General features: G+C 73.0%; 23 protein-coding genes. 10 read left to right on the forward strand and 13 right to left on the reverse strand.

The features are described 5' to 3' along the window. Position 1: 1 nt before the first annotated feature. The 3 genes from Sru01_RS24575 to Sru01_RS24585 are packed head-to-tail and all read left to right on the forward strand — an operon-like array spanning position 2 to position 2,300. Positions 2-1,153 carry a sensor histidine kinase gene (locus tag Sru01_RS24575; RefSeq protein WP_203990192.1) on the forward strand — a complete coding sequence of 384 codons (1,152 nt, stop codon included), beginning with the start codon at positions 2-4 and terminating at the stop codon, positions 1,151-1,153. Continuing rightward, positions 1,150-1,797 (forward strand): response regulator, encoded by a 648-nt coding sequence (locus Sru01_RS24580; RefSeq protein WP_203990194.1) that lies wholly within the window; start codon positions 1,150-1,152, stop codon positions 1,795-1,797. The genes Sru01_RS24575 and Sru01_RS24580 overlap by 4 nt, the downstream gene beginning before the upstream one ends. Positions 1,798-1,835: 38 nt before the next feature. Next, positions 1,836-2,300 carry a MarR family winged helix-turn-helix transcriptional regulator gene (locus Sru01_RS24585; protein WP_203990196.1) on the forward strand — a complete coding sequence of 155 codons (465 nt, stop codon included), beginning with the start codon at positions 1,836-1,838 and terminating at the stop codon, positions 2,298-2,300. Here Sru01_RS24585 and Sru01_RS24590 read toward each other — a convergent pair. Further along, on the reverse strand, positions 2,279-3,946 hold the full coding sequence (locus Sru01_RS24590) for a DHA2 family efflux MFS transporter permease subunit (protein ID WP_203990198.1): 1,668 nt from the start codon (positions 3,944-3,946) through the stop codon (positions 2,279-2,281). The genes Sru01_RS24585 and Sru01_RS24590 overlap by 22 nt on opposite strands. Before the next feature lie 146 nt (positions 3,947-4,092). Between Sru01_RS24590 and Sru01_RS24595 the strand changes: the two genes are divergently transcribed. Continuing rightward, positions 4,093-4,854 (forward strand): TspO-related membrane protein, encoded by a 762-nt coding sequence (locus tag Sru01_RS24595; protein ID WP_203990200.1) that lies wholly within the window; start codon positions 4,093-4,095, stop codon positions 4,852-4,854. 36 nt (positions 4,855-4,890) lie between these two features. On the opposite strand, the gene Sru01_RS24600 is transcribed toward Sru01_RS24595, so the two are convergent. The 8 genes from Sru01_RS24600 to Sru01_RS24635 all read right to left on the reverse strand — a co-directional run bounded on the left by Sru01_RS24600 (position 4,891) and on the right by Sru01_RS24635 (position 12,738). Next, on the reverse strand, positions 4,891-5,847 hold the full coding sequence (locus Sru01_RS24600) for a PDR/VanB family oxidoreductase (protein WP_203990202.1): 957 nt from the start codon (positions 5,845-5,847) through the stop codon (positions 4,891-4,893). A gap of 251 nt (positions 5,848-6,098) precedes the next feature. Then, positions 6,099-6,320 (reverse strand): hypothetical protein, encoded by a 222-nt coding sequence (locus Sru01_RS24605; protein WP_203990204.1) that lies wholly within the window; start codon positions 6,318-6,320, stop codon positions 6,099-6,101. Beyond that, positions 6,317-7,378, reverse strand: coding sequence for a Rieske 2Fe-2S domain-containing protein (locus tag Sru01_RS24610; protein WP_203990206.1), 1,062 nt, complete (start codon positions 7,376-7,378; stop codon positions 6,317-6,319). Before Sru01_RS24610 ends, Sru01_RS24605 begins: the two co-directional genes overlap by 4 nt. After that, positions 7,375-8,919, reverse strand: coding sequence for an acyl-CoA synthetase (locus tag Sru01_RS24615; protein ID WP_203990208.1), 1,545 nt, complete (start codon positions 8,917-8,919; stop codon positions 7,375-7,377). The genes Sru01_RS24610 and Sru01_RS24615 overlap by 4 nt, the downstream gene beginning before the upstream one ends. A 15-nt stretch (positions 8,920-8,934) precedes the next feature. Beyond that, a complete protein-coding gene (locus tag Sru01_RS24620; RefSeq protein ID WP_203990210.1) occupies positions 8,935-10,284 on the reverse strand; it encodes an MFS transporter in 1,350 nt (449 codons plus the stop codon). A gap of 115 nt (positions 10,285-10,399) precedes the next feature. Next, positions 10,400-10,858: a MaoC family dehydratase gene (locus Sru01_RS24625; protein ID WP_203990212.1), complete on the reverse strand. Its 459-nt coding sequence runs from the start codon at positions 10,856-10,858 to the stop codon at positions 10,400-10,402. Next, complete coding sequence (locus Sru01_RS24630) at positions 10,855-11,751, reverse strand: amidohydrolase family protein (RefSeq protein ID WP_203990214.1); 897 nt, start codon at positions 11,749-11,751, stop codon at positions 10,855-10,857. The genes Sru01_RS24625 and Sru01_RS24630 overlap by 4 nt, the downstream gene beginning before the upstream one ends. A gap of 12 nt (positions 11,752-11,763) precedes the next feature. Beyond that, positions 11,764-12,738, reverse strand: a complete 975-nt coding sequence (locus Sru01_RS24635; protein WP_203990216.1) for an SDR family NAD(P)-dependent oxidoreductase — start codon at positions 12,736-12,738, stop codon at positions 11,764-11,766. 102 nt (positions 12,739-12,840) lie between these two features. On the opposite strand from Sru01_RS24635, the gene Sru01_RS24640 reads away from it, so the two are divergent. After that, positions 12,841-13,674 carry a PaaX family transcriptional regulator gene (locus tag Sru01_RS24640; RefSeq protein WP_203990218.1) on the forward strand — a complete coding sequence of 278 codons (834 nt, stop codon included), beginning with the start codon at positions 12,841-12,843 and terminating at the stop codon, positions 13,672-13,674. Positions 13,675-13,829: 155 nt separating this feature from the next. Here Sru01_RS24640 and Sru01_RS24645 read toward each other — a convergent pair whose 3' ends face one another. After that, on the reverse strand, positions 13,830-14,228 hold the full coding sequence (locus tag Sru01_RS24645) for a ChaB family protein (protein WP_203990220.1): 399 nt from the start codon (positions 14,226-14,228) through the stop codon (positions 13,830-13,832). A 543-nt stretch (positions 14,229-14,771) separates the two neighbouring features. Here Sru01_RS24645 and Sru01_RS24650 point away from each other — a divergent pair. The 3 genes from Sru01_RS24650 to Sru01_RS24660 all read left to right on the forward strand — a co-directional run bounded on the left by Sru01_RS24650 (position 14,772) and on the right by Sru01_RS24660 (position 17,473). Next, positions 14,772-15,677, forward strand: a complete 906-nt coding sequence (locus Sru01_RS24650; RefSeq protein ID WP_203990222.1) for a copper resistance CopC family protein — start codon at positions 14,772-14,774, stop codon at positions 15,675-15,677. A 79-nt stretch (positions 15,678-15,756) separates the two neighbouring features. Next, positions 15,757-16,143, forward strand: a complete 387-nt coding sequence (locus Sru01_RS24655) for a cupredoxin domain-containing protein (RefSeq protein WP_203990223.1) — start codon at positions 15,757-15,759, stop codon at positions 16,141-16,143. 10 nt (positions 16,144-16,153) lie between these two features. Beyond that, positions 16,154-17,473, forward strand: a complete 1,320-nt coding sequence (locus tag Sru01_RS24660) for a hypothetical protein (RefSeq protein ID WP_203990224.1) — start codon at positions 16,154-16,156, stop codon at positions 17,471-17,473. A 69-nt stretch (positions 17,474-17,542) separates the two neighbouring features. Here Sru01_RS24660 and Sru01_RS35875 read toward each other — a convergent pair whose 3' ends face one another. After that, complete coding sequence (locus Sru01_RS35875; protein WP_239137708.1) at positions 17,543-18,997, reverse strand: arabinofuranosidase catalytic domain-containing protein; 1,455 nt, start codon at positions 18,995-18,997, stop codon at positions 17,543-17,545. 863 nt (positions 18,998-19,860) lie between these two features. Between Sru01_RS35875 and Sru01_RS35880 the strand changes: the two genes are divergently transcribed. Continuing rightward, the gene (locus Sru01_RS35880; protein WP_239137709.1) at positions 19,861-22,134 is read left to right on the forward strand and encodes a beta-L-arabinofuranosidase domain-containing protein; all 2,274 of its coding nucleotides are present in this window, start codon (positions 19,861-19,863) and stop codon (positions 22,132-22,134) included. A 374-nt stretch (positions 22,135-22,508) separates the two neighbouring features. Further along, positions 22,509-23,855, forward strand: coding sequence for a glycoside hydrolase family 6 protein (locus Sru01_RS24675; RefSeq protein ID WP_203990225.1), 1,347 nt, complete (start codon positions 22,509-22,511; stop codon positions 23,853-23,855). 55 nt (positions 23,856-23,910) lie between these two features. Here the strand turns inward: Sru01_RS24675 and Sru01_RS24680 are convergent, their stop codons facing one another. Next, a complete protein-coding gene (locus Sru01_RS24680) occupies positions 23,911-25,254 on the reverse strand; it encodes a poly(ethylene terephthalate) hydrolase family protein (RefSeq protein ID WP_203990226.1) in 1,344 nt (447 codons plus the stop codon). Positions 25,255-25,349: 95 nt separating this feature from the next. Continuing rightward, a complete protein-coding gene (locus Sru01_RS24685) occupies positions 25,350-26,423 on the reverse strand; it encodes a cellulose binding domain-containing protein (RefSeq protein ID WP_203990227.1) in 1,074 nt (357 codons plus the stop codon). Positions 26,424-26,561 lie beyond the last annotated feature (138 nt).

Here is a 26,561-nt window from a genome sequence, read left to right on the forward strand (position 1 = left end):
TATGGCGTGTTTCGACCGGCTGCGCGACACCGACCGGCCGTTCCCGTTCGACCTCGTGTTCTGGGCGGTGATGGCCGTCTTGATCGCGTCCTTGGGGCAGATGGTCGCGACCGGTATCAGGAGCCCGCTCGAATGCGTCGTCTTCGGCACCAATCTCGTGCTGGTCACGGTGCTGTGGATGGTGCTTCCGTGGCACCCCGCACGGGGCCGCCGCTGGACCGCTCCGGCCTTCCTCGCCGCGACGATCCTGCTGGGGTGGACCGGTTCGTCGTCGGTTCACATGCCGCTGACCCTCATCGCGGTGGCCAACCTGCCATTCCTGTACCGCATGCGGTACGTGCTGGCCATCGTCTGCTGTCTGGTGGTCCAGATGGTCCTCGCCGAGCCGCTGCTCTTCGGCAAGACGCTCGCCTCGGGTCTCGTCCAGGGGGGCGCGGCGGCGGTGTTCTCCACGTTCGTGCTCGGCATGGCCCTCGCCACGCTGGAGGCGCGCCGTCGTCGCGAGGAGGCCCAGGAACTGCTGGAACGGATAAGGGAGCTGGCCGTGGCCGAGGAACGGGCCAGGATGGCCGCGGAGATGCACGACTCGGTCGGTCACCATCTGACCGTCATCAAGATGGGCCTGGAGAACGCCGAGCGCTTCCGGCAGCGCCGGCCGGAGGACGCCTGGGCGGAGGTCCGGCAGGCCAAGGACCTCACCGCGGCGGCGTTGACCGACGCGCGGCGCTGGGTGCGCGTGCTGCGCCCGCTGGCGCTGGACAGCCGGATGGGCAGCGCCGCGCTGGAGGGGCTGGCGGCGTCGTTCGACGGCACCGGCGTCAGCGTGCGGTTCGAGGTGCGCGGTATGGAGCGGCGCCTGGAGCCCGACATAGAACTGGTCCTGTACCGGGTGCTCCAGGAAGGGCTGACGAACGCCCTGCGGCACTCCGGGGCCGAGCGGGTGCGGGGCACGCTCACCTTCGAGGAGGAGGCGGTCGTCCTGGTCGTCAGCGACGACGGCCGGGGAACCGGCGGCGGGGCGACCGGCGGCTTCGGGCTGAGCTCGCTGGCGGAGCGCGCCAGAGCGCTCGGCGGCGCGGTGGCCGGTGCCGACCGGCCCGGCGGCGGTTTCGAGCTGCGCGCCGAACTCCCGCTGGTGAAGGCCGGGTCATGACGCCGGTCCGGGTCGTGCTGGTGGACGACCAGCTGCTGATCCGCCAGGGGTTGCGCAAGCTGCTGGAGATCGAGGAGGGCATCGAGGTCGTCGGCGAGGCCGCGGACGGCCCGGAGGCACTGCGGGTGGTCGGGGACCGCCGCCCGCACGTGGCGCTGGTGGACATGCGCATGCCGGGCATGAACGGGGTGGAGCTGGTCGTCCGGATGGCCGCGGAACATCCGCAGGTGGCGGTCATCGTGCTGAGCACGTTCGACGAGGACGAATACGTGGTCGGCGCGCTGCGCGGCGGTGCCGCCGGCTACCTGCTCAAGGACTGCTCACCGGACGAGCTGGTGGCGGCCGTGCACCGGGTGCGCCGCGGGGAGACCGTGCTGGGCGGTCCGGCCGCGGCCCGCCTGGTCGCCGGGCTACGGCGCACGTCGCCCGAACGTGCCGAGCCGCCCGGGTGGGAGCTGCTTTCGGCCCGCGAGCAGGAGGTCGCGCGGATGGTGGCCGCCGGAGCGGTCAACCGGGAGATCGCCGCGCGTCTGTTCATCACCGAGGGCACGGTGAAGAACCACGTCTCCAGCGTGCTGCGCAAGCTGGGACTGCGCGACCGCGTCCAGCTCACCGTACGGGTGCACTCGGCGCGGTGGCCGTGAGGGCGAGGTCCGGTCACCCGGCCCGTACACTCGCGTATGTGAGTGGGTTCGACCGATCACCGGCCGCTACCGGGATGCCGGAGTCGACGCCGCAGATGCTGCACGAACTCGCGGTCGCGACCGCTCAAGTGGATCTGCGGATTCGCGAGAAGCTCGGCCTGAATTCGACCGACTACCAGGCCATCAAGCATCTGATCGTTGATCGGGATCCGATCGGGCCGGTGGGTCTGGGCAGGCTGCTGGGCATTTCCTCCGGATCGGCCACCAGCCTGGTCGACCGCCTGCAGCGCGACGGCCACGTGGAGCGCCGCCCGCATCCCGCCGACCGCCGCCGGCAGACCTTGGCCGTGACGGAGAGGACGGCCGCGGCGATAGCGGCGGAACTGCGGCCGCTCGCCGACGCGCTCGTCTCGCTGGAGCTGTCCTTCGGACCGGAGGAGCGCCAGGCGATCCGGCGTTTCCTGACCGCCGCGCTGGACCTTCATCGGGGCGGATCCGGTTGATCACCGGACGCCGGTCCGGCGTCATCGGACCGTACGCCGTCGCCCGCGTCGCCGGGCACCGGGCGCCGGCGGAACACCGACGTCGAGATCAGGCCGAGAATGATCACGATACCTCCGGCGAGCGCCGCGTCCCGGGTGGCGGCTGAGAACGCCTCCTCGGCGGCACGCCGGACCGGCAGGTCCGGGATGGCGGGAATCACCGTTCCGGCGGAACCCACGACCGCCTCGCTGATCGGACCGCGCCGGTCCGCCGCCACGCCCGCGTCCGCCAGCCTTTCGTCGAGGTGGAACGACAGCATGGAGAACAACAGGGTGCCGAGGATCGCCACGCCCATGGCCGACCCGATCTCCTGCGCCGTGCCCTGGGTTCCGGCGGCCTGCCCGCTGCCGGCCGCCGGGACGTCGGACAGGATCAGGCTGGGCAACTGGGCGTCCGCGGTGCCGACGCCGAATCCGTAGAGCGTCAACGCCGGTACGATCGCCCACGCCGACGCGTCCGGCGTCGCCGACACCGCCAGGACGGCGAATGCCGCGATCTCCGCGACGAGGCCGATGCGAAGCACCGCCGGGACTCCCCATCGTGGAGCCAGCGCCGGGGTCACTCCCGCCGCCACGAACGCCCCTATGGCGACCGCGGTGATCATCGCACCGGCCCGGAGGGGTGAGTAGCCGAGGACGTTCTGCAGCCACAGGGGTAGCACGAACAGCAGGCCGAGCTGTCCGAGCGCGACCACCATGACGACGAGGTTGCCCTGCGCGAATGTCTTGATCTTGAACAGGCTCACGTCCAGGACGACCGACCGGCGCAGGCGCCGGCGGCGCCGTTGCCACCGGGCGAAGCACAGCAGCGCGCCCAGGGACAGCCCGAAGGCCATCGGCACCGGCGAGAGACCGCTGCCGAGCACACCGTCGCCGCCGAGCGCGGTGAACCATCCCTCGCCGCGGCCCTCGATCAGCCCGAACACCAGCGCGGCGACGGCCAGTGCGGACAGTCCCACGCCGAGGACGTCGACACCCCGGGGGCCTTCCGCGTCACGCGATTCGCCCACCCACCGCACGATTCCCGCCGTGACGATCGCGCCGAGGAAGACGTTGATCCAGAATGCCCAGTGCCAGGAGAAGTGGCCGACGAGCCAGCCGCCGAGCAGCGGGCCGAGTGCCGCCACCGCACCGATGGTCGAACCCCAGACGGCGAACGCGGTGGCCCGCTCCCGGCCGCGGAACGTCGCGTTGATGATGGACAGCGTCGTCGGCAGGATGGCGGCGCCGCCGATGCCCTGGATCACCCGGGCGCCGACCAGCATCGCTCCGCCGGCCGCCACGGCCGCCACCACGCTGCCCACGACGAACACCAGGATGCCGGCGAGCAGCAACCGGCGCCGGCCGAACAGATCCGCCAGCCGGCCGGAGCTGAGCAGCAGGGCGGCCAGCGTCAGCGTGTAAGCCTCCTGGATCCACTGGGTCGTTGTCGACCCCACCCGCAGATCGCTCACGATGGCCGGAACGGCGATGTTGATGATCGTGACGTCCACGATGACCATGGCGACGGCCAGGCTGATGAAGACCAGCCCCCACCAGCGCCTCCGGTCCTTGTCAGCCTTCTTCGGTCCTGCCCGGGTATCGGATGACGTCGCGACCTCGCGCATTAAAGCTCCTCTATAGGGTAACTCGATAACAGAGCGAATCTAGGCCCATAACGTCCGTACCGCAAGGCCCGCGTGATCGGGCCGGCGGCTCCCGGATAGGAGCGCCGGACGACCCGGAACGCCCGCCCTGCACTGGAGGAGTCGAGATGATCAGGGAAACCAGACCAGATCTCACCGTGGCCGACCGCCGGCGTATCGCGGCGGTGCTGGTGGCCGGGGCCGCCCAGGCTCTGCTCCCCCTGGCCGGGCCGCTGCTCGGCCTGCGTCCGGAACCAGAGGTGGCCGGACGCCACCCCACCGTGATCACCCCGCCCGGCCCCGCCTTCGCGGTGTGGGGTCCCATCTACGCCGCCTGCGGGGCCGCCGGCGTCGTCCAGGCACTACCGGGACAGCGATCCAGCGAGTTGCACCGCCGGACCGGCTGGCCGCTCGCCGGCTCGTACGCCAGTAACGCACTGTGGGCTTTGATCGTCCAGTCGGGCCGGTGGACGCCCACCCCGCTGGTGCTCGCGACCGGCGTCGGATTCTCCGCCGTCGCGCACCGGCGGCTTCAGTCGTTCGACCCGGCCGGGGCCCAGCGCCTCGTCCCGGTCGGCACCGGCCTGCTCCTCGGCTGGACCGGCGTGGCCGCGATCGTCAACGCCGTCAGCGTGGCGACCAGAGTGCCTCCGCGCTCCCGGCCGGCGGTGATCACCGCGGTGTCCGCGCTGCTGGCCGGGGCGGGCGGGCTGGCAGGTGTCGTCCGCACCAGCCGGCAGGGCGCGCTCCCGGTCGCCGCGACGGCCGGCTGGGCGCTGGGCACCGTCGCCGCGACCTCGCCGTCCCGTCCCGCCCGAGCGGCGGCCGGCGCGGGGCTGCTGGCGGTGATCGGTGCCCTCGCCGCCAACCTGCGGAAGCGCCGCCGGTGACGCTCCCCGCGTCCGAGCCCGGCCGGGCCCCGCGGGTCACAGGTCGAGGACGAGGCGGGGGGAGCGGGAGCGGGAGACGCAGATGAACATGATGTCGCCGGCCGCGCGTTCCTCCTCGGTGAGCAGGCTGTCACGGTGGTCGGGGACGCCGTCCAGCACCACGGTCTCGCAGGTGCCGCAGGTGCCCTCCCGGCAGGAGGAGAGCACCGCGACCCCGGCCTCCTCGACGACGTCCAGGATGGGACGGTCGGCCGGGACGGTGAGCGTCACGCCGGTCTGCGCCAGCTCCACCTCGAACGCCGCCGCCGACCGGCTCTCGTCCGGGGCGGCGGGCACGAACCGTTCGACCCGCAGGGCTCCGGCCGGCCAGGAGGCGCACCGGTCCTCGACGGCCGCGAGCAGCGGCTCGGGCCCGCAGCAGTAGACGAGCGTGCCCGCGGCTGGGACGCCGAGCAGAGCCGCCAGGTCGAGCAGGCCGGTGGCGTCCTGCGGGAACAGCTCGACCCGGCCTGGGTGCTCGGCGGCGAGCCGCTCGGCGAACGCCATCGAGGCCCGGGTCCGCCCGCCGTACACCAGCCGCCAGTCCGCGCCGCGCCGGGCCGCCTCGGCGACCATCGGCAGCAGCGGGGTGATCCCGATGCCGCCGGCGATGAACAGGTAGCGGGCGGCGTCGTCCAGCACGAAGCGGTTGCGCGGTCCGCGCACCCGGACCGTGTCGCCCTCGGCGAGCCGGTCGTGCACGTACGCCGAGCCGCCCCGCCCGGCGGGCTCCCGGAGCACCGCGACCTGGTAGGCGGCGAGGTCGCCGGGATCGCCGCACAGCGAGTACTGCCGGACCAGGTCCGGGGCGAGCAGCAGGTCGACGTGCGCGCCGGGGGTCCAGGGCGGCAGCGGTCCACCGTCCGGCCGGACCAGGCGCAGCAGGACCACGCCGTCGGCGACCCGCGTCCGGCCGGCCACCTTCAGGTCGAGCTCCGGTTCGGTGCGGGACATCGCGGTGGTGGTCCTTCCTGGTCGGCGGGCGCGTCCGGTGGGGTCGCGGTCAGGCCGGGCTCGGGCCGAGGCCACATCCGCGGTCCGGTGGTGTCGCGGGTGGGTGCGGCAGGACTCAGGCCGCCATCCGGTGGGGCAGCGGGCGGGCGGGTCAAGGCTCAGGCCGCGGTCGGGCGGGGCCGCGGGCGGGACGTGCCGGGTTCAGGCGGGCGCGGCGTCCCGGTGACGTCGCCGGCCGGCCCGGTCCGGGGTCAGGCGAGCGCGCCGGCCGGGACCGGGGCGTCGTGCGGCGCGGCGGGGAGAGGGCGGTGGCCCTCCGGGTGGCCGAGCAGCCAGTCCCACAGGACCACCGGGTCCTCGAACTCCCGCGCCGCCCCGCAGAAGCAGCGGGCGTGCAGCCGGTCGGTGCCCGGCACCCACTCGATGCGGTAGACGGTGCGGCCGGGCCGGGCGCCGGGGTCCCCGGCGGTCATCGGGCGGCGGTCCGCGGCTCGGCCGCGCCGGCCATCCGGGCGAGCAACCTCCGGGCGGCCAGCCCGCCGGTGTCGATGTTCACCGACAGCTCCTGGTAGCGGTCCGGTTCGGCGGCGATGACCTGCTCCAGGGTGTTGAGCGCGGCCACGTCCTGCAGCACGACGGTGCGGTTGCTCTCGCTCAGGAAGGTGGAGACCTTCTCGTCGTCCAGCGCGAAGTCCCGGGCGACGGCCCAGAAGTCGTAGGTGGTGTTCGCCGTGGACGGGGTGATGGCGTAGACGACCTCGACGTGGAAGGCGTCGGGGTCGGTGCCGTCCGCCGCGGGCGGGCGCGACCCGACCGGGGCGACCCGGCTGTGCAGCAGGTACAGGCACGGCGGGTGGTACTCGATGTCCTGCCAGCGGGTGATCCGGCCCTTGATCCCGGTCGACTCGGCGTAGAACGGCGGGCAGGCCGCGTCGGCCATGTGCCGGCTGACGTAGACCACGCCCGCCTCGTCGTCGACCTCGGTGGTGATCGGGGTCTCGGCGACCTCGGGGGTGCCGATGTACCCGCCGTGCAGGTAGGTCTCGTGCGACAGGTCCAGCAGGTTGTCCACCAGCAGGCCGTACCGCGCGTTCAGCGGCTCCATGCCGCACACCGTGGTGTACCCGGGGGCGACCAGCCAGGGCGCGCGCGGCGGCATGGTGTCACCCGGTTCGCGGTCGCCGATCCATACCCACACGAACGAGTCCTGCTCCACCACCGGGTAGGTGCGCAGCCGGGCGGTGCGCGGGATGCGCTGCTGGGCGGGCACCGCGACGCAGACGCCGTCCGGGCCGTAGGTGAAGCCGTGGTAGCCGCACACCACCCGGTCGCCGACCAGGTGGCTGGGCTGCTCCGACAGCGGGAACCGGCGGTGCACGCAGCGGTCGGCCATCGCGACGGCCCGGCCGTCCTCGGTGCGGTAGAGCAGGATGGGTTCGCCGAGGACGGTGCGGCCGAGCTGCCGCCGGCCCACCTCGTGGCCGTAGGCGGCGACGTACCACTGGTCGCGGGCGAAATCTGTGACGATCACGGTCGCTCCTCGGGATCGGCGGGCATGGGCATGGCGCGCAGGTCGGGCTTGCAGATCTTGCCGGACCCGGTTCTCGGCAGCGCGCCGACGATGTCGAAGTAGACCGGGATCTTGTACCTGGCCAGCCGGGGCAGCAGGAAGTCCTGCAGTTCGCCGGGGGTGAGTGCGGCGCCGGCGCCGGGGACGACGAACGCCCGGCCGACCTCGCCCCACCGCTCGTCCGGGACGCCGACCACCGCGGCCTCGGCGACGGCTGGATGCTCGAACAGGACGCTCTCCACCTCCGCCGGGTAGACGTTCTCCCCGCCGGAGATGTACATGTCCTTCACCCGGTCGACGATGTACAGGTGCCCCTCGTCGTCGACGGTGGCGAGGTCGCCGGAGTGGAACCAGCCGCCTTCGGTGAGCGCGGCGGCGGTCGCCTCGGGGTTCCGCCAGTAGCCGGGGGTGACGTTGGGCCCCTGGATGAGCACCTCGCCCGGCTCGCCGGGGGCGACCGGGGTGAGGTCGGGGCGGACGACCCGGACATTGGCGAAGAACACCGGCACCCCGGCGGAGCCGACCTTGCGCACGCTCTCGCCCGCTTCCAGGAAGGTCGCCCCCGGCGCGGTCTCGGTCAGCCCGTACCCCTGGCAGAAGGTCAGGCCGCGCTCCTGGTAGGTGCGGATCAGCGCGACCGGGATGGCCGCGCCGCCGGACATCAGGGTGCGCAGCGAGGACAGGTCCGCCCGGGGCCACCGCGGCGAGCGGGCGAACGCGGCGAACATCGCGGTGACCCCGAACATCCAGGTCACGCCGTGCTTCTCGATGAGGTCGTAGCAGAGGTCGACGTCCCAGGACGGCATGATCACCGAGGTGCCGCCCTTGAGGAAGGTCGGCAGCAGGGTCTGGTTCAGCGCGGCCACGTGGAACAGCGGCGCGCTGATCAGCGTCACCTCGGTGCTCGTCACGTCCACCCCGACCAGCAGGTTGACGCAGTTCCACACCAGGTTGGCGTGGCTGAGCATGGCGCCCTTGGGACGTCCGGTGGTGCCGGAGGTGTAGAGGATGAGGGCGATGTCGTCCAGTGCCACCGGCGTGTCGATGGGCGTGGGGTCGCCCCCGGCCAGCCAGGTCTCGTAGTGGAGTTCCCCGGCCGCGGGCGACTCCAGCGCAACGAGCGTGCGCGGGCCGGGCCGGCCGGCCGTCGCCGCCGCGCACCGCTCGGCGCACTCGGGGGCGTAGACCAGGACCGACGCGCCGGAGTCGTCCAGCATGTACGCGATCTCGGGGGCGGCCAGCCGGAAGTTCAGCGGGACGAAGATCGCGCCGAGCACGTGCGCGGCGAACATCGTCTCGGTGAAGGCGACGTGGTTGGGGCCGAGGTAGGCGACCCGGTCCCCGGGCCGCACCCCCGCCTCGCGCAGCCGGGAGGCCAGCCGCGCCGTCCGCTCGTGGACGGCCGCGTAGCTGAGCGGGCCGTCCGCCGAGACGAAGGCGGTGCGGTGCGGGCTCATCCGGGCCCGCCGGGCGGGCCAGCCTCCCAGTCCGGCGTTGCGCATCGGTGCCGACCCCGGTCAGATGGTGGACGGCTCGGCCGGGCCGGCCGCCTGGGGCGCCGGCGCGGAGTCCGCGGCGAGGTCGTGGCCGCTGGTCTCCCGCAGGGCCAGCAGGCAGACCACGGTCAGCAGGCAGGCGGCCGCGATGACCACCGAGACCATCGTGGTCCCCTTGCCGCCGGATGACGCGTCGATCTGGGCGAACAGCAGCGGGGCCAGCCCGGCGCCGAGGCCGGCGAGCTGGTAGCCGAGCGAGGCTCCGGTGTAGCGGCTGCCGGTGCGGAACAGTTCGGCGTACAGCGCGGCGAGCGGGCCGTACATCAGCGGGTGCAGGATCGACTGGCCGAGCACCAGGGCGAGGGTGAGCACGGTGGTGCTGCCGCTGTTCACCATGGGGAACAGCACGAAGCCGAACGCGGCCATGAGCACCGCGCCCGCCAGCACGACCGGGCGGCGCCCGATGCGGTCCGACAGCGCCGACCAGCCGATGATGCCGAGGACGGCCAGCGCCGACGACAGGGTGAGGGCGTTCAGCACGTCCTGGCGGGGGAAGCCGGTCCGCACGCCGTAGGCGATGAGGTAGGTGGTGAGCGTCCCCTGGGCGACGAAGGCCGACAGCCCGACGCCGACGCCGAGCAGCAGCGTCTTCGGATGGTTGCGGACGACGTCGAGCAGCGGCGCCTTCTGCCGGGCGGCCTGGTCGCGGACGGCCTCGAACACCGGGGTCTCCTGGACCCGGCTGCGGACGAACAGCCCGATCCCCAGCAGGACGACGCTGATAAGGAACGGCACCCGCCAGCCCCAGCTCAGGAACGCCTGCTCGCCGACGATGGCCGCGGTGCCGGTGAGCGCCGCGGTGGACAGCACCATGCCGAAGGGGGCGCCGGCGTTGGTGAAGGAGGCCCACAGCCCGCGCCGGCTGGTGGCGTGCTCGGCGGACATCAGCACCGCGCCGCCCCATTCGCCGCCGACGGCGATGCCCTGCAGGATGCGCAGCACGATCAGGGCGATGGGGGCCAGCACGCCGACCTGCGCGTAGGTGGGGAGCACGCCGATGAGGAAGCTGGCGACGCCCATGAGGACCATGGTCAGCACCAGCATGCGCTTGCGGCCGAGCCGGTCGCCGAAGTGGCCGAAGAGCACGCCGCCCAGCGGCCGGGCGAGGTAGCCGGTGGCGAAGGTGCCGAAGCTGGCGACCGTCGCGGCCAGCGGGTCGAGGGCGGAGAAGAAGACCTTGTTGAAGACGACGGCGGAGGCGGTGGCGTACAGCAGGAAGTCGTAGTACTCGATGACGCTGCCCAGGAAGGCGGAGGTCACCGCGCGCCGGAGCTGGATCTGGTCGGGGGGTGTGACTGACAGGTTCGGCATGACCGAGCTCCTCGTCCGGGCGAGCCGGAGGCTCGCCGTCTCGTCCGGAGGTTAGGCATATAACTAACGGAGGTCAATGCTCTGCCCAATATCAGCGGCAGGGGCGTCCAGTGCGTCAGGCGTAGTGCCGGTAGACCGCGCGGGCCACGCACGCGGGCTTGGCGGAACCGTCGGTCTCCACGGTGAAGTCGAGCACCATCTGCACGCCGTTTCCGGGTACGTCCTCGACCGAGACGACGGTGCCGGCCAGCCGGACCTTGCCGCCGACCCGGACCGCGCTGGGGAAGCGGACCTTCTCCAGGCCGTAGTTGACGCTCATCTTCACCCCGCGGATCTCCAGCAGCTCGTTGAACAGCGGGATCAGCAGGGAGAGGGTCAGGTAACCGTGCGCGATCGGGCCGCCGAACGGGCCGTTCGCCGCCCGTTCGGGATCCACGTGGATCCACTGGTGGTCGTCGGTGGCGGCGGCGAAGGTGTTCACCCGTTCCTGGGTGATCTCCAGCCAGTCGCCGTGGCCGAGGTCGCGCCCGGCGAGCGCCCTGAGCTCGTCGAGCCCGTCGGCTGTGGTGGTCATGCGTCCGTCGTCCTTTCCCGCATGGTGTCCGGATCGCCGAGGCCGAGCAGGCGCACGGCGTTGTCCCTGAGGATCCGGGGGCGGACCTCGGGCTTGATCTCGAGCTTGTCGAAGTCGGCGAGCCACCGGTCGGGGGTGATCACCGGGTAGTCGGAGCCGAACAGCACCTTGTCCTTGAGCAGCGTGTTCGCGTACCGGACCAGCTGCGGCGGGAAGTACTTGGGCGACCATCCCGACAGGTCGATGTGGACGTACGGCTTGTGGGTGGCCACCGCCAGCGCCGCGTCCTGCCAGGGAAAGGACGGGTGGGCCAGGATGATCCGCAGTTCGGGGAAGTCCACCGCGACGTCGTCCACCAGCATGGGGTCGGAGTACTTCAGCCGGATCCCGCCGCCGCCGGGGACGCCCGCGCCGATGCCGGTCTGCCCGGTGTGGAACAGCGCGATCGCCCCGAGTTCCTCGATCGCCTCGTACAGCGGATAGGCCATCGGGTCGTTCGGCGCGAAGCCCTGGAGGCTCGGGTGGAACTTGAAGCCGCGCACCCCGTACTCGGTCACCAGCCGGCGCGCCTCGCGGACGCCGGCCCGGCCCTTCCACGGGTCGACGCTGCCGAACGGGATCAGCACGTCCGGGTGCTCGGCGCAGCTCTCGGCGACCTCCTCGTTGGAGATGCGCGGATGCCCGGTGGCGTGCTCGGCGTCCACGGTGAACACCACCGCCGCCATCCGCCGCTCCCGGTAGTAGGCGGCCATCTCCGGGATGGCCGGCCTCGGGTGTTCCTTGAAGTACTTCGCCGAGGCACCGAACAGCTCGTCGCTCAGCGAGGCGTGCCCGGTGGCGGAGACCTCGGCGTGCGTGTGCACATCGATCGCGACCAGGTCCTGGACGTTCATCGGCGGCACGGCTCAGCCCTCCGGGGTGTTCGGCGTCCCCGGCCGCCCGGGCCGCCCGGGGTCCTCCGGCGGCTCCGACTGCTCCGGCGGCTTCGGCGCGGGGATGCCGTAGGTCTCGGGGTCGGCGCCCACGCCCGCGGCCCAGGAGGCGGCGATGGCCTCGGCGCTCCAGCCGCCCTCGGCGAACGCGACGGCCTTCTCGGCCGGATGCGACCACAGCGCGAGCCGGTCGCCGCCGATGCCGATGGCCTGCCCGGTCACCGCGGCGGCGGCGTCGGAGGCGAGGAAGACGACGAGCGGGGCGACGTCCTGGACGGTGCCCAGCCCCTCGTCCCGGCGCAGCCACCCGGGGAACGGCCGCCCGGTCCGCTCGGCCTCCTCGATGACCGGCGCGAAGGCGGGGATCGTCCGGGTCATCTCGGTGGCCGCCACCGGGACGACCGCGTTCACCGTGATGTTCGCCCTGGCCAGCTCCATCGCCCAGGTGCGCGCCATGGCGACGATGCCCGCCTTGGCCGCGGCGTAGTTCGTCTGGCCGAAGTTGCCGCGCTGGCCGGCCGGCGAGGAGACCAGGATCAGCCGGCCGCCGTCGCCCTGCTCGCGCATCCGGGCGGCCGCGGCCCGGGCGCAGGTGAACGTGCCGCGCAGGTGGACGTCGATCACGGCGTCGAAGTCGTCGTCGGACATCTTCCACAGCACCCGGTCACGCAGGATTCCGGCGTTGGTCACCATCACGTCGAGCCGGCCGAACTCCTTGACGGCCGTGGTGACCAGCCGGTCGGCGACCTCGGCGGTGCCGACCGGGCCGGCGGCCGCCACGGCGGCGCCGCCCCGCGCGGTGATCTCGCCGGCGACCGCCGCCGCCGCGTCGCCGTCCACGTCGTTGACGACGACCGCCGCGCCGGCCGCCGCCAGCGCCTCGGCGTACGCGCGCCCGAGACCTCGGCCCGCGCCGGTGACCACGGCCACCTTGCCCGACAGATCCATGTACTGGCCCTTCGCCGGATACTGTGACGTGTCGAACGTATGGCAGTTGTGTTACCTGGGTCAATAATTTGCCTGACGTCGAGGAACGTCTACCCTTCTGCTGTGACCCTCGGCGGCGAAGACGATCAGACGGCGCCATCGCTGCGCCCGCAGTCCCTGATGTTCAGCTTCCTCGGCATCTACGTGCTGCGCCGCGGCGTCGCCGTCTACTCCGGCAGCGTCATCGACGTCTTCGCCCGGCTGGGCGTCTCGGAGGAGGCCGTCCGCTCGACCCTGGCCCGGATGGCCAAGCGGAACCTGCTGGTCCGGCACCGGCAGGGCCGGAAAGTGTACTTCGGGCTCACCCCGCACGCCGTGGAGGTCCTGGAGGACGGCCGCCGCCGGGTGTGGGAGACCGGCGCGGTGAACCGCGACTGGGACGGCACCTGGACGCTCGTCGGGTTCTCGCTGCCGGACAGCCGCCGCAGTGCCCGCCACGATCTGCGGTCCCGGCTCATCTGGCAGGGGTTCGGGCCGCTGCAGAGCGGGCTGTGGATCGCGCCGGGCGCCAAGGACGTCACCGACGTGCTGGTCTCGCTCGGCCTGGGGGAGCACGTGACCGTGCTGACCGCGCGGGCGTTCAAGCCGACGGAGGCGGCCGACCTGGTGCGCAAGGCGTTCGACATCGAGCGGATCGCCGGGCGGTACCGGGCCTTCCTCGCCCAGTGGGACGTGCCCCGGCCGCTGCCGGGCGCGCCGGACAACCTGGCCCGGCAGTTGCTGCTGCACACCGACTGGCTGCAACTGGTCCGGCAGGACCCGCACCTGCCGGCCGAGCACCTGCCCGGCGACTGGCCGGCGATCCGGGCCGAGCAGACCTTCCAGTCGCTCGCCCAGGCGTACGACCGGCCCGCCGCCGACCTCGCCACGGGCGTCCTGGACACCGTGGCCATCTGACCGCCGCGCGTCACCCGTCCCGGGTGACGGCGCCTTGCCCGGCGGGTGTTCGCGGCGCCGGGCGCGTGGCGGCTCCCGGCGGTCTCGAGCTGGTGGCGCCCGGCGGTCGGCCCGGGACCGGCCCGGTGGCCGGTTCGGCCGGGACGCCGGGGCGGCTACTTCTCGCGCGCCTTGCGGGTGCTCCGGTCGTTCGCCTTCTGGATCGCATCCACCAGCTCGGACTTGGTCATCCGGCTGCGCCCGCTGATGTCCAGCTTCTTCGCCTGGTCCATCAGGTGTTCCTTGCTGGCGTTCGCGTCCACCCCGCCGGCGGTCTTCGCCTTGGTGTCCCGGCCGCCGGCCGCCTTGGCGTCGCTCGGGCCCTTCTTCGCCTTGGGCTCCCAGTGGTCGCCCGTCTTCTCGAACGAGTGCTTCACCGCGGCGAACGCCGTCCGGTGCGCCCGCTCGCCCTCGCCGTACTCCTGCACCGCCGCGTCGTGCGCCTTCACATAGGTGTCCTGCGCCTTCTTCGGCGACCGCCGCAGCGTGCTTGGCATGTCCTTCCGTGCCGGCATGACAACCTCCTTGGCTCGTCACGAACTCGCGTGCCCCCCGGACCGCCCGCCAAACGCCCGAGGTCACCCGGCCGGCTCGGGCCGTCTCTGCCGTGGCGGACCGGTAACGCACGTCGACGATGAAGTTCGGCGCGCCGCCGCCGAGCCGGTGAAGCCGATCCGGCACGCCGTCCGGGTGGTCGGCTCACCGCGGCCGCGGGAGGTGGTCGCCTGCTACGCGCGGCGGATCCGAGCGGCGCCGATCGGCGCGCGGCACGCGGACGGCCGAGTTATCCACAGTATCCACAGGTTCGTACACAGGTTCGAATTCGATCTCCACCGTCGCGCCGGCCGCTCCCGCGGTGCCGGGGTGGGCCCGTGACGGGGAGGGTTGACGCTCTAGTGCATCAGTGAGGAAAATGTGGACGCTGTATCCGTTAGGCGAGGAATGGCACTCCTGGTCGGGCGGTTCCCGGTGGTAAATCACGTGGTCGGCGCACGTATCCCCTCGACTCCCTCGGAAGGAACTCGTTGCCTTCGCCCACGCCCGCGAATCCTCACCGAGTGCGTTTCGAATCGCCGGCCGGCGCCGGCCGGGCGGCCGTCCGGTTCCTCCGGCGGGTGCTGCTGCCGGTCGTCACCGGGATGCTCGTCATCGCCGGCCTGGCCCCCGCGGCCGAGGCGCACGGGCAGCTGGCGCTGTCGATGCCCGCGAAGGACGGCCGGGTGACCGAGCCGCTGGCCGCCGTATCGTTGTATTTCACCGAACGACCGATTTCGTACGCCTATTTCACGGTGACCGCTCCGAACGGCGACCGGGTGGACCGCCACTGGACGCACGGTGCGGTGAAACGCCTGGACGAACCGGTCCGCGAGCTGTTCCTCGTCAACGGCGTCTGGGAGCCGAAGCTGTACCACGAGGGCTTCGAGGCGCGGGTCCCGGTGGCCTACTGGCCGGCCAAGGGCGTCTACGTCGCGAGTTACTGGACCGCGGCCTCCGACGGGGACGTGGTGCGGGGCGAGGTCCGGTTCACCTACGCGGGCCGGACCACCAAGGCCCCCAAGGGCTGGCAGACCCCGAAAGATCCGCCCGACCCCGCGCTGCTCGTCGCGTCCGGCCAGACGCCGACCGACGGGCCGCAGGCCGCGGTGACGGCGAGCGGTGCCCCGTCGGCCGCGTGCACGCCGCGGACCATGCCGGAGACCGGCTGCGACCACGGCCCGGAACCGGCGGCCGGATCGACTCCGGCGGCCGCGCCGGCGGCCCCGGCGGATTCCGGCGGCGGCCTACTGGTGTGGCTGCTGCCCGCCCTCCTGGTCATCGGCGCCGGTGTCATGATCGCGCGGGCCGCCCGGCCGCGGGCCGCGGGCGGGCGACCGGCCGCCGGTCGCTCCGGCCGCCCCGGCGGGTCCGGAAAGCGTCCCGCCGCCCGGCGTCCCGGGAAGGCGCCGCGCGCCGGCCGGCGCTGAGTCCGGCACCGAATCCGGCGCCGAATCCGGCACCGAGCCCGGCGCGGATCCATTCCCCTTCCATCTCAGGAGCTCGAACGTGAAGCGCTTCGCCGCCCGCATCCGATCACTCGCCGCCGCCACGCTGCTCGGGGCGGCGCTGCTCGGCTCCGCCGCCTGCGGCGGGACCGACGCCGCCGCCCCCGCGCCGGCGGGCGCCCAGCAGGCCAAGGAGATCGCGGTCACCATCAAGGACCGCAAGGTGACCCCGCCGCCGGGCCGGATCGAGGTGGCCAAGGGGCAGACGGTACGGATCACCGTCACCAGCGACGTCGCCGACCAGGCGCACGTGCACGGCTACGACAAGGCCGCCGACCTGCGCCCGGGCACCCCGGCCACCGTCGAGTTCGTGGCCGGGCAGACCGGACTGTTCGAGGTCGAGACGCACGAGCAGGAGCTGCAGCTCTTCCAGCTCGTGGTGCGCTAGGCGGCGCCGGGTGCTCCCGCTCGCGCATGGCATCGGCGGCCGCCAGGACCTGCCGATCCCGTTCGCGGCCGCGCTGACCGGCGCCGTGCTGGCACTGGTGCTGTCGTTCGCCGGGCTGGGCATGCTGTGGACCGAGCCGCGGCTGGCCGGGGCGCTCCGGTACGCCCGCCCGGTGGCGAGGTGGCTGCAGGACCTCGGCGGCGCTCCGGCGTGGCGGTGGTCGGTGCGGATCGCCGGCCTGCTCGGCGCGGCGTACTTCTGCCTCGGCCTGCTCTTCGGCCCGGACCGGGCCGCCAACCCGACGGCCGGCGTGCTCTACGTGCTGTTCTGGGTGGGTCTCATCCCGCTGTCGCTGCTGTTCGGGCCGGTCTGGCGGGCGCTGAACCCGTTGCGGACCCTGCATCTACTGGCCTGCGCCGCGCTCCGGCGCGACCCGCGGCGGGGGGTGCGGCCGCTGCCCGAAGGGCTGGGCTACCGGCCCGCCGCGGCCGGCCTGTTCGCGTTCACCTGGCTGGAGCTGGTCGCGCCCGAGCGCGCCACCCTGCCGGTGATCGGTGCCTGGCTGGCGGCCTACAGCGTGGCCATGCTCGCGGGGGCGGTGCTCTTCGGCTCCGGATGGTTCGACAAGGGAGACGCCTTCGAGGCCTACAGCGACCTGATCGGCCGGCTCGCCCCGATCGGCCGCAACCCCGACGGCACCCTCACCTGGCGTAACCCGCTGGACGGCATGGCCGGCCTGGCGCCGGCCCCCGGGCTGACCGGGCTGGTGGTGGTGCTGCTCGGGTCCACCATGTACGACAGCGTGTCCAACGCGCCGTTCTGGGTGCGATTCGTCCAGGAGAGCGGCACGCCGGCCGTGATACCGGGCACCACCGGCCTGGTGGTCGTCATCGCCGCGGTGCTGGCCGCCTACCTGGGCGCCACCGCGCTGGCCGGCCGGTGGGGCGGCGCGGCGCCGGGGCGGACGGCGGGCGAGCTGGCGCACTCCATCGTGCCGATCGCGGTCGGCTACCTGGTCGCCCACTACTTCACCCTGCTGGTGCTGGAGGGCCAGCGGACGGTGTCCCTGCTGTCGGACCCGCTGGTCATCGGCGCGGACTGGCTGGGGACGGGCGGGTGGACGGTGAGCGCGGCCGGGCTGAGCCCGGCGGCGGTCGCCATGTTCCAGGTCACGGTGATCGTGGTGGGCCACGTCATGGGCACCGTGCTGGCCCACGACCGGGCGCTGGCGCTCTTCCCGCGCCGCACGGCCGTGCCGGGGCAGATCCCGCTCCTGCTGCTGATGGTCGCCTACACGGTGACCGGCCTGCTGCTGCTCTTCGCCGCCTAGCGCCCGGTCCCCCGTCCGCGGGTCCGCCCGCCCGCCACCATGCCGTGGCGGGCGGGCGGGGCCGCCGGGTCAGTTGCGCAGGGTCCACTGCTGGTTGCCCTGGCCGTTACAGGTCCAGAGGATGAGCTTGGTGCCGTTGGCCGTGCCCGCGGCGTTGGCGTCCAGGCACTTGCCGGACTGCACGCCGGTGACGGCGCCGCCGGCCGCCAGGTTCCACTGCTGGTTGGCCTGGCCGTTGCAGTCCCAGATGATCACCTGGGTGCCGTTCGCGGTGCCCTGGCCGTTGGCGTCCAGGCACTTGTTGCCGTACACCTGGAGCTGCTTGGCCGCGGTGTAGGTCCAGCGCTGCCCGGCGGCACCGCTGGTGCAGTCCCACAGCTGCACCTGGGTGCCGTTGGCGGTGCTGCCGTTCGGCACGTCGACGCACCGGCCGGACTGGGCGCCGACGAGTTGGCCGCCCTGCTGCGGAGTGCCACCGCCCGCGCCGTACCCGGCGGCGACGATGTTGGCCTGCACAGCGTCCTCGGTGGCGGCGGTCGGGTAGCCCGTGGTCATCACGCCCTCGTAGAAGGTGCCGGCGCCGCTGACGCTGTTGTCGCCGCCGATGCCGAGCAGGATCGCGCCCTCCTTCTTCATCGGGTGGTAGCCGTTGGGCCGGCGCCCGTCGTAGACGGTGGACAGCCCGCCGGACTGCGCGTTGCCGCCCCGGATGGCCCAGTGGTTCGACTCGCCCTTGACGATGGCCGTGACGAACCGGTGGTTGACCGGCGGGTTGGGGTTGTAGCCGGCGTTCACCCCGGAGAACAGGCCGAACTCCAGGTCGGCCATGATCCACGGCCCGTTGCCGTCCCCGTAGCCCCATTGCCGGTCGGCGCCGAAGTAGACGGTCTCCATGGTGCCGGGCCCGTTGGCCTGGTTGTTGGTCTGGGCGTTGCCGTAGTCGAAGCAGCACCAGTTGTTGTAGTGGACGCCGTCCACGACGGCGTAGATGCCTTCCGGCTGGTCACCCTTGGCGACGCCGTTGGTGGCGTTGTTGCGGTAGCCGGTTCCGGGTGAGATGTAGACCCCGTACGCCTTGTTCCCACCGACGGTGATCGGGGCGGCGTTCGCCACGGCGAGCTTGTCCCAGCCGCCCGGCTCCGGGCCCTTCCAGGTGCCGGGCGGTGCCTGGGTGAGGCGGTTGTTGCGGCCGGACTGGTCATAGATGACGGTGATCAGACAGCTCGTGCCGGCGCAGAACGAGTCCTGCGCGGCAGCGTCGGCGTACCCCCCGGCGCTCAGCACGCCGATGTCCCGGGTGGTGCTGTCCGACGCCCGCCTGACCTGGTAGAGCGGGCCGCTGTACGCCGCGTACAGCGCCCGGGTGGTGCTGTGCGCCGCGACGCAGGGCGTGCCGCCCGCGGCGTAGATGTCGCACGGCTGGGACGCCGCGGCCTGGGCCGGGCCGGCGCCGGTGAGCCCGGCGGCGACGGCCAGGGTGATCGCGCCGGCGGCGAGCACCTTCTTGAGGGTTCCTTGGATCATCTGCGACCTGCCTTCCGAGCGGTCGGGAGCGCGGATGACCCGGACCGGCGACGATTGTTAGCGCTAACACTTGTGCTCGCGGAAGGAGCGGGTACCGCGGAACCGATATCGGCGGCGGTGACGGCGAGCGGTGTCACGCCGGCGTGCTGGTGGTGGAGCAGGCCAGGCATGCGTACTCTCCCTGGAGGTCAGGTGCGCGGATGCGCACCGGTGACGCGGAGTCTGATTCCGCGGCGCCGCCGGGTCAAGCACCCGCCCGGAATCCCGCCGGCGAGTAAGGCCGATGCGGCACGCGCCGTGCAACTTTCACGCCGCGAACCGCGGCCGGCCGGCCCACGCCCGCCGGGCGGGCGCGCTGGAGCGCGCCCCCGGCACCCCCGGCACCGCCTGCCTCCGGCCATGCCGGACATGTGCGCGGGACGGCACGACTCGGGGGCCCCGGCGGATAAAGATGAAAATTTCACCACCATGGCCGGGAAAGCTCTCGGCGCCAGCACCGATGAGTAGTACTCATCGGTCGGTGTCGGTGGCAGTAACAACAGGCAGATGGCCATGAACGGTCAGCGGAATGCGAGAAAGTCACCAATAGTGATGATTCTCGGCGGATGAGTATGAGTCTTACTGCTTGACCGCCCTGTCGGTGTAGGGCTAATTAGTACTAGCTCGCCAAGCCGTCGCGCCAAGAGCGCGCCTAGTACTCCCGTCCGCCCGCCGCGATTCCGGCCGAGGCCGTTACCGCCGATCTCGGCCTCGTCTCCGGAGGTGCCGATCGCGGCGGGCGGACGGGTGATCCCTCCGTACGATGGGTCTTGGCAGAGCCCGGCGCGGGCCGGTAGCGCCGGCGGCCGCCGTCAGGAGGTCCCATGTCGCCCGCAGCGCTCAGCCGTCGCCGCCTCCTGCAGGCCGCCGGGATCGCCCTCGCCGGCACCGCCGCCGGCCAGGCGCTCGGTGCGCGCGAGGCCGGCGCCGCGGCGGAGATCGGCGTGTCGGCCCACCCGTTCCGGCCGGGACAGGTGCGCCTGTCGGCCGGTCGCTGGCTGGACGGCCAGAACCGCACGCTGGCCTATCTGCGGTTCCTCGACGCGGACCGGTTGCTGCACACCTTCCGGCTCAACGCCGGGATCGCCAGTTCGGCCCGGCCGTGCGGCGGCTGGGAGGCGCCCGGCGTGGAGTTACGCGGGCACACGACGGGCCATGTCCTGTCCGCGCTGGCCCAGGCGTACGCCATCACCGGCGACCCCGCCTACCAGAGCAAGGGCGCCTACCTGGTCGACGCGCTGGCGGCCTGCCAGGCGGCCGCGCCGGGCCGGGGATTCCACGCCGGCTACCTGTCGGCGTTCCCGGAGGGCTTCTTCGACCGCCTGGAGAGCGGCCAGGGCGGCTGGGCGCCCTGGTACACCCTGCACAAGATCATGGCCGGCCTGCTCGACCAGCACGTGCTGGCCGGGAACTCCCGGGCGCGCACCGTGGCCGTCGCCCTCGCCGGGTGGGTGGACCGGCGGACCGGCCGGCTGGGCGGGCAGCGGATGCAGTCCGTGCTGGACACCGAGTTCGGCGGGATGGGCGCGGTGCTGACCGACCTCTACCTGCGGACCGGGGACGCCCGATGGTCGGGGGTGGCGCGGCGCTTCGACCACGCGGCGGCGTTCGATCCGCTGGCGGCCGGCCAGGACCGGCTCGACGGGCTGCACGCCCGGGCCCAGGTGCCCAAGTGGATCGGCGCGGCCCGCGCGTACCAGGCCACCGGCGTCACCCGCTACCGCGACATCGCGGTCAACGCCTGGAACATCGCCGTCGGCGCGCACACCTACGTCATCGGCGGCACCGGCCAGGCCGAGCGCTTCGGGCCGCCCGGCGCCGTCGCCGGCCACCTGACCGGCGACGTCTGCGAGAGCTGCACCACCCACAACCTGCTCAAGCTGACCCGGGAACTCTTCACCCTCCACCCCGACCGGGCCGAGCTGTTCGATTACTACGAGCGGGCGCTGCTCAACCAGCTGATCGGCCAGCAGAACCCCGCCGACGACCATGGCCACGTCTGCCACTTCACCCCGCTGCACCCCGGCGCCCGCCGTACCTACGGCACCGACTACGACACGTTCACCTGCTGCCAGGGGACCGGCCTGGAGACCCACACCGGGCTGGCGGACTCCATCTACTTCCACCGTGGCACCACGCTGATCGTGAACCTGTTCACGCCGTCGGTGCTGGACTGGACCGAGCGCGGCATCACCGTCACCCAGACCACGGCGTACCCGGCGAGCGACACCACCACGCTGCGGGTCACCGGGAACGTCGCCGGATCCTGGTCCATGCGGATCCGCATCCCCGCCTGGGCGGCCGGCGCCACCGTCGGCGTCAACGGCACCCGGCAGCGCGTCGCCACCGACCCCGGCGGCTACGCCATCCTCACCCGCGCCTGGGCCGACGGCGACACCGTCACCGTCCGGCTGCCCATGCAGGTCACCGTCCGGGCCGCCGGCGACGACCCGAACCTGGCGGCGATCACCTACGGGCCGGTCGTCCTGGCCGGCGACTACGGCGACACCGCGCTCGGGGCGGTGCCCGGCCTGGCCACCACGTCCGTCATCCGCACCGGGAGCACCACGCTGGCGTTCACCGCCACCGCCAACGGGGCACCGGTGAGACTGATCCCGTTCTACGACGCGCACGGCGTCAACTACAACGTCTACTGGAACATCGGCGGTGGCGGCGGCCTGCCGGGCGGCTGGGCGCGGATCGGCAACGCCGTGACCGGGCTGGTGCTGGACGGCGGCGGGGAGGTGGCGCCGGGGTCGGTACTCAAGCAGTGGGACTGGGACGGCAGCACCAACCTGCAGTGGCAGCCGGTGGACCTGGGCGGCGGGTGGTACCGGATCGTGAACCGGACCAACGGCCTGGTGCTCGACAGCCGGGGTGACACCGCGGCCGGCGCGGTGTGCCGGCAGGCGGCGTGGCACGGCGGTGACGACCAGCAGTGGTGGCTCAACAGCGTGGGCGGCGGCCGCTACCAGATCATCAACCGGGGCACCGGCACCGCGCTGGACGGCATGGGCGGCACCTCCGCCGGCGCCGCCGTCGTGCTGCGGCCGCCGAACTCCGGCGCCGGCGACCGATGGACCATCACCGCCGCATGACCGGGACCGCCGGCCGGCGTCCGGGGATCCATCGGAGTGCCCCGGGGCGGGTCGGGCGCCACCGGCTCGATCTCGGCTGCCTGCCGTCCGGTGGGATCCATCGGTGAACTCAGGGCCGCGGGTGACCATGGCACGGCCGGCGGGACCGCCCGGCCGCGAGCGCTCGCCGCCGCCGGCCGGGTGAACGTTTCATCGCCGTGCGGCGCGGCGGCACCCGATGAACAGGCGTTCATCGAGATGAGCACGGGCGCCCGCACCGCGGGACGCCGGCCGTCCGGCCGGCCGCTGTACAAGCCCGCCCCGCTGTGCGAATCGTGGAGGCGGCCTTCCGCCGTCGCGGAGGTCCTCCCACCACGGTCCCAAGGAGGCGCGGCATGGTGGTCCGACCGGGAAGGCGTCTCGCCGTGCTCATCGCGGCGCTGGTCCTGTCACCGGTGGTCGCGGTCGGTGCCGCGGCCCCGGCGGCCGCGGGCGCCCGCGCCGGCAATCCGTACGCGGGCGCGCAATGGTACGTCGATTCATCGTGGTCGGCCTGGGCCGCGTCCGAACCCGGCGGCGCGGCGGTGGCCGCCCAGCCGACCGGCGTCTGGCTGGACCGGGTCTCCCACGTCCGGGACACGCCCGGCGGCCCCGGACTGCTGCGCAGCCGGCTGAACGAGGCGACCCTGCAGGACGCGGCGGTCGAACCGGCCCCGCTCACGATCCAGCTCGTGCTGAACGACCTGCCGGACCGCAACTGCACCCACCTGGTGTCCAACGGGGACTTCAGCGTGGCGGCCGACGGCCTGAACCGCTACCGGTCCGAGTACGTCGATCCGATCGCCGCGATGCTGGCCGAACCCGCCTACCGGCGGCTGCGCATCGTGGCGGTCGTCGAACCCGACTTCCTGCCCGGGCTGCTGACGCCCGCCACCACCGACCGGTGCGCCGCCGCGCAGGCGAGCGGTGCCCACCTGGAGGCGGTGCGGTACGCGGTCGCCCGGCTGGCCGCCATCCCCAACGTGTACGTCTACCTCGACGCGGCCGGGTACGGCATCACCGGTTACGCCGACAACTTCGGCCGGGCCGCCGGCCTGCTGGCGGACGTCGCCGGGGTGACGGCGGGCCGGCCGGCGCCGGTGCAGGGCTTCACGGTGAACGTCGCCGGCTACGGCGGCCTGGTCGAGCCGTACTACAACGCCCGCATGGTGATCAACGGCCAGCCGGTGAAGCTCTCCCGGTGGGTCGACTGGAACGACTACGTGGACGAGCTCTCCTTCGCCCAGGATTTCCGGCAGCGGCTCGTCGCGATCGGGTTCCCGGCCGGCATCGGCATGGTGATCGACACCTCCCGCAACGGCTGGGGCGGCCCGGACCGGCCGTCGCACGCCGGCCCGGCCACCACCGTGGACGCGTTCGTCGACGGCTCGCGGGTGGACCGCCGGTACCGGACCGGCAACTGGTGCAACCAGGCCGGCGCCGGGCTCGGCGAGCGGCCCCGGGCCATGCCCGTCCCCGGTGTCGACGCCTACGCCTGGATCAAGCCGCCGGGCGTCTCCGACGGTTCGAGCACCGACGTCACCGGCCCCGAGGGTGACCGCCACGACCCGATGTGCGATCCCGCGTACTCCCCGGTGATGGGCGGCTACCGGCCGAGCGGGGCGCTGCCGGGCGCCCCGCCCGCGGGGCAGTGGTTCGGCGCGCAGTTCCGGCAGCTCCTGGCCAACGCCCACCCGAAGTGACCGTGCCGCCCGGCCCGGCTCGCAGCCGGGCCGGGCGGCACCGCGGGCGTTCTGATCAAGGGCTGGCGCAGGTGAGGGCCGGGGTGGCGGGCGTCCCGTTCGCCAGGAAGCCGAAGACGGTGGTCCCGGCGGGCGGGAGCGAGCCGTTGTAGGAGGCGTTCTTCACCGTCACCGAGGATCCGCTGGTACTGAGCGTGCCGTTCCAGACCTGGCTGACCGTCTGCCCGGCGTTGAGCGTCCACCGCACGGTCCACCCGTTGACGGCCGAGGCGCCGGCCTTCACGGTGACCTCACCCTGGTAACCGCCGCCCCACGAGTTGACCGTCCGGTAGGTCGCGGTGCAGGCGCCAGGCGTGGGAGTGGGCGACGGCGACGGTGACGGTGAGGGGGACGGGGACGGGCTGGGCGAGGGCGTGACGGACGGGGACGGGGTGGCCGACGGCGACGGCGACGGCCCGCCGCCCGGGGGCACGTACGGGCACTTGTTGCGGTACATGGAGATGTTGGTGGAGTCCATCAACGGGCACAGGAACTGCGGGTACCGCGTGTCGTTGTCCAGCCAGATCTTCAACCACGGGATCAGCACCCGCATCTCGGTGTTGTTCGCGCGCGTCGCGAACAGGTGGTCCACTCCGGCGATCTCCACCCACGCGCTCGGCAGCGCGGCCGGGATCGTGCTGTACAGCCCGTTGAGGTAGGACTGGGTCACCGTCGTGTCGCGCTGGCCGGAGATGAACATCGTCGGCACCTTGGCGGTGGACAGGTCGTAGTTCCCGACCGGCGAGCCGGGCGCCAGGCCGATGGCGGCCTTCAGCGAGGGCCGCCGGACCACGGCGCTGAGCACGCCGGCGCCGCCGGCGGAGTGGCCGACCACCGAAAGGCGGTTCGGGTCGACCCGGTCACGCACCGGGCTCCGCTGGGTGAGGTAGTCCAGCGCGGCGAGCAGCTGGGTGCCCCGGGCGTCCGCGCTGTCGGTGCGGCTGTTGGTCTCGATGCCGATCACGACGAAGCCGAAGGACGCCAGCCAGGGTCCCATCCACGCCTCTTCGTTCGCGAACAGCGCCGAGTAGCCCGGCACGATCGCGACCGCGCCGAAGGTGCCCTGGGTGGTGTCCGTCGGGTAGTAGATCACCCCGCTGGCGAAGCCGTTGCCGCCGGGCACGTTGACCTGGGCGGTGGCGAAGGTGCCGCGGCTGGCCGCCACGCTGGCCAGGGTGGGGTCCGGGCCGCGCTGGTAGGGGTTGTCGGCGGCGGACGCCGGCCGGATCGCCATGGTCACCGAGAGCATTCCCAGGACCGCGACCACCGCGGTGATCGCGGTGCGGACCGCACCGCCGCGGACCCGGGGGCGCGACCCGGGGTCGTCGGCCGCGGGCGGGCGGCGCTCATCTGGTCGCATCGTGGTTTCCCTCTCTGGGGCGTCGACGTCCGTCGAGGACCGTCGAGTCGGTCGGGGTTCGTCGAGGTTTCGAGGTACGGGAAGGTTCGCGACGCTCATCGCACGGCGCATGGCACCCCGTTGAGGGTGAACGCCGCGGGTTCGGGATTCTCGTCGATGTAGGTGCCGATGAAGCCGATCCGCCGCGACTCGCCCGGCCGGAGGGGGGTGTCCCACGACGGTTTGGCGGCGGTGACCACCGCCTCCGCCTGCGACCAGGTGGCCGACCAGCCGTGGACGACCCGCTGGCCGGCCGGGAAGGTGAAGCGGAGCATCCAGCCGTTGAGAACCGCGCTCCCGGTGTTGGTGATCGTGAGATCGGCGCCGAATCCGCCGCTCCAGGACCGCGCGTCGTACGCCACCTCGCAGCCCGGCACGGGCAGGCCCGGACTCGCCAGGACCGACAGCGGGTCGGACGGCCGGCTGATGTTGCCGGCGGCGTCCCTGGCGACGACGAAGTAGGTGTAGGTCTTCCCGGTGACCAGGCCGCCCTCGGTGAAGTACGTCATCGAGGTGCTGCCGGCCCGGATCCAGCCGGTGGCGGTCCGGCGGTAGACGTCGTACGCCGTCACGCCCACGTCGTCGGTGGCGGCGGTCCAGCAGAACTCGGTGCCGGGGAAGTCGGCGATGCAGCCCTCGCGCAGCCCGGCCGGCCTGCTGGGCGGGGTGATGTCGCCGGGGCGCGGGCTGGGGGTGACGACCACCCCGGTCACCGCGGTGGCGGTCACCGGCGCGGTCGGCTCGCTGGTGTTGCCGGCCGCGTCCTTGGCCACGATGTAGAAGGTGTACGCCTGGCCGTAGGTGAGTCCGCCCATGACGGCCGTCGTCCCGGTCGTGGTCGTGGCCCGGACGAAGCCGCCGGCGTCCAGCCGGTACACCTCGTACCCGGTCACGCCCACGTCGTCGGTGGCGGCCGACCAGCACAGGCCGACGTAGCCGACGGTGGTTCCGGCGGGCAGCGGCGGCGGGCACAGTTGCACCTGGGCCGGGCTGGACGGCGGGGTCACGTCCGCCGGCACCGCTGCCGCCCCGGTCAGCGCGGTGACCAGCGCGATCAGTACGGTCGCCCCCGCCGCGGCCGGCACGGCCCGCGCGGCGGCGGCGAAGATCCTGGCTCCGGGAAGTCTCATGAACACTCCCACCTCGTCGGCCGGGGAGGTCCCCGCCTGCCTGGTGCTTCGCTGGGATGATCCGGCCGGGCCGGGGCCTCCGTCAAAGGCGGGCGGTATGTTTCGTACATATCCCGAAATGTTGCCTGAAACTTTCAA

The organism is Sphaerisporangium rufum, assembly GCF_016863395.1.
Taxonomy (GTDB): Bacteria; Actinomycetota; Actinomycetes; order Streptosporangiales; family Streptosporangiaceae; genus Sphaerisporangium; species Sphaerisporangium rufum.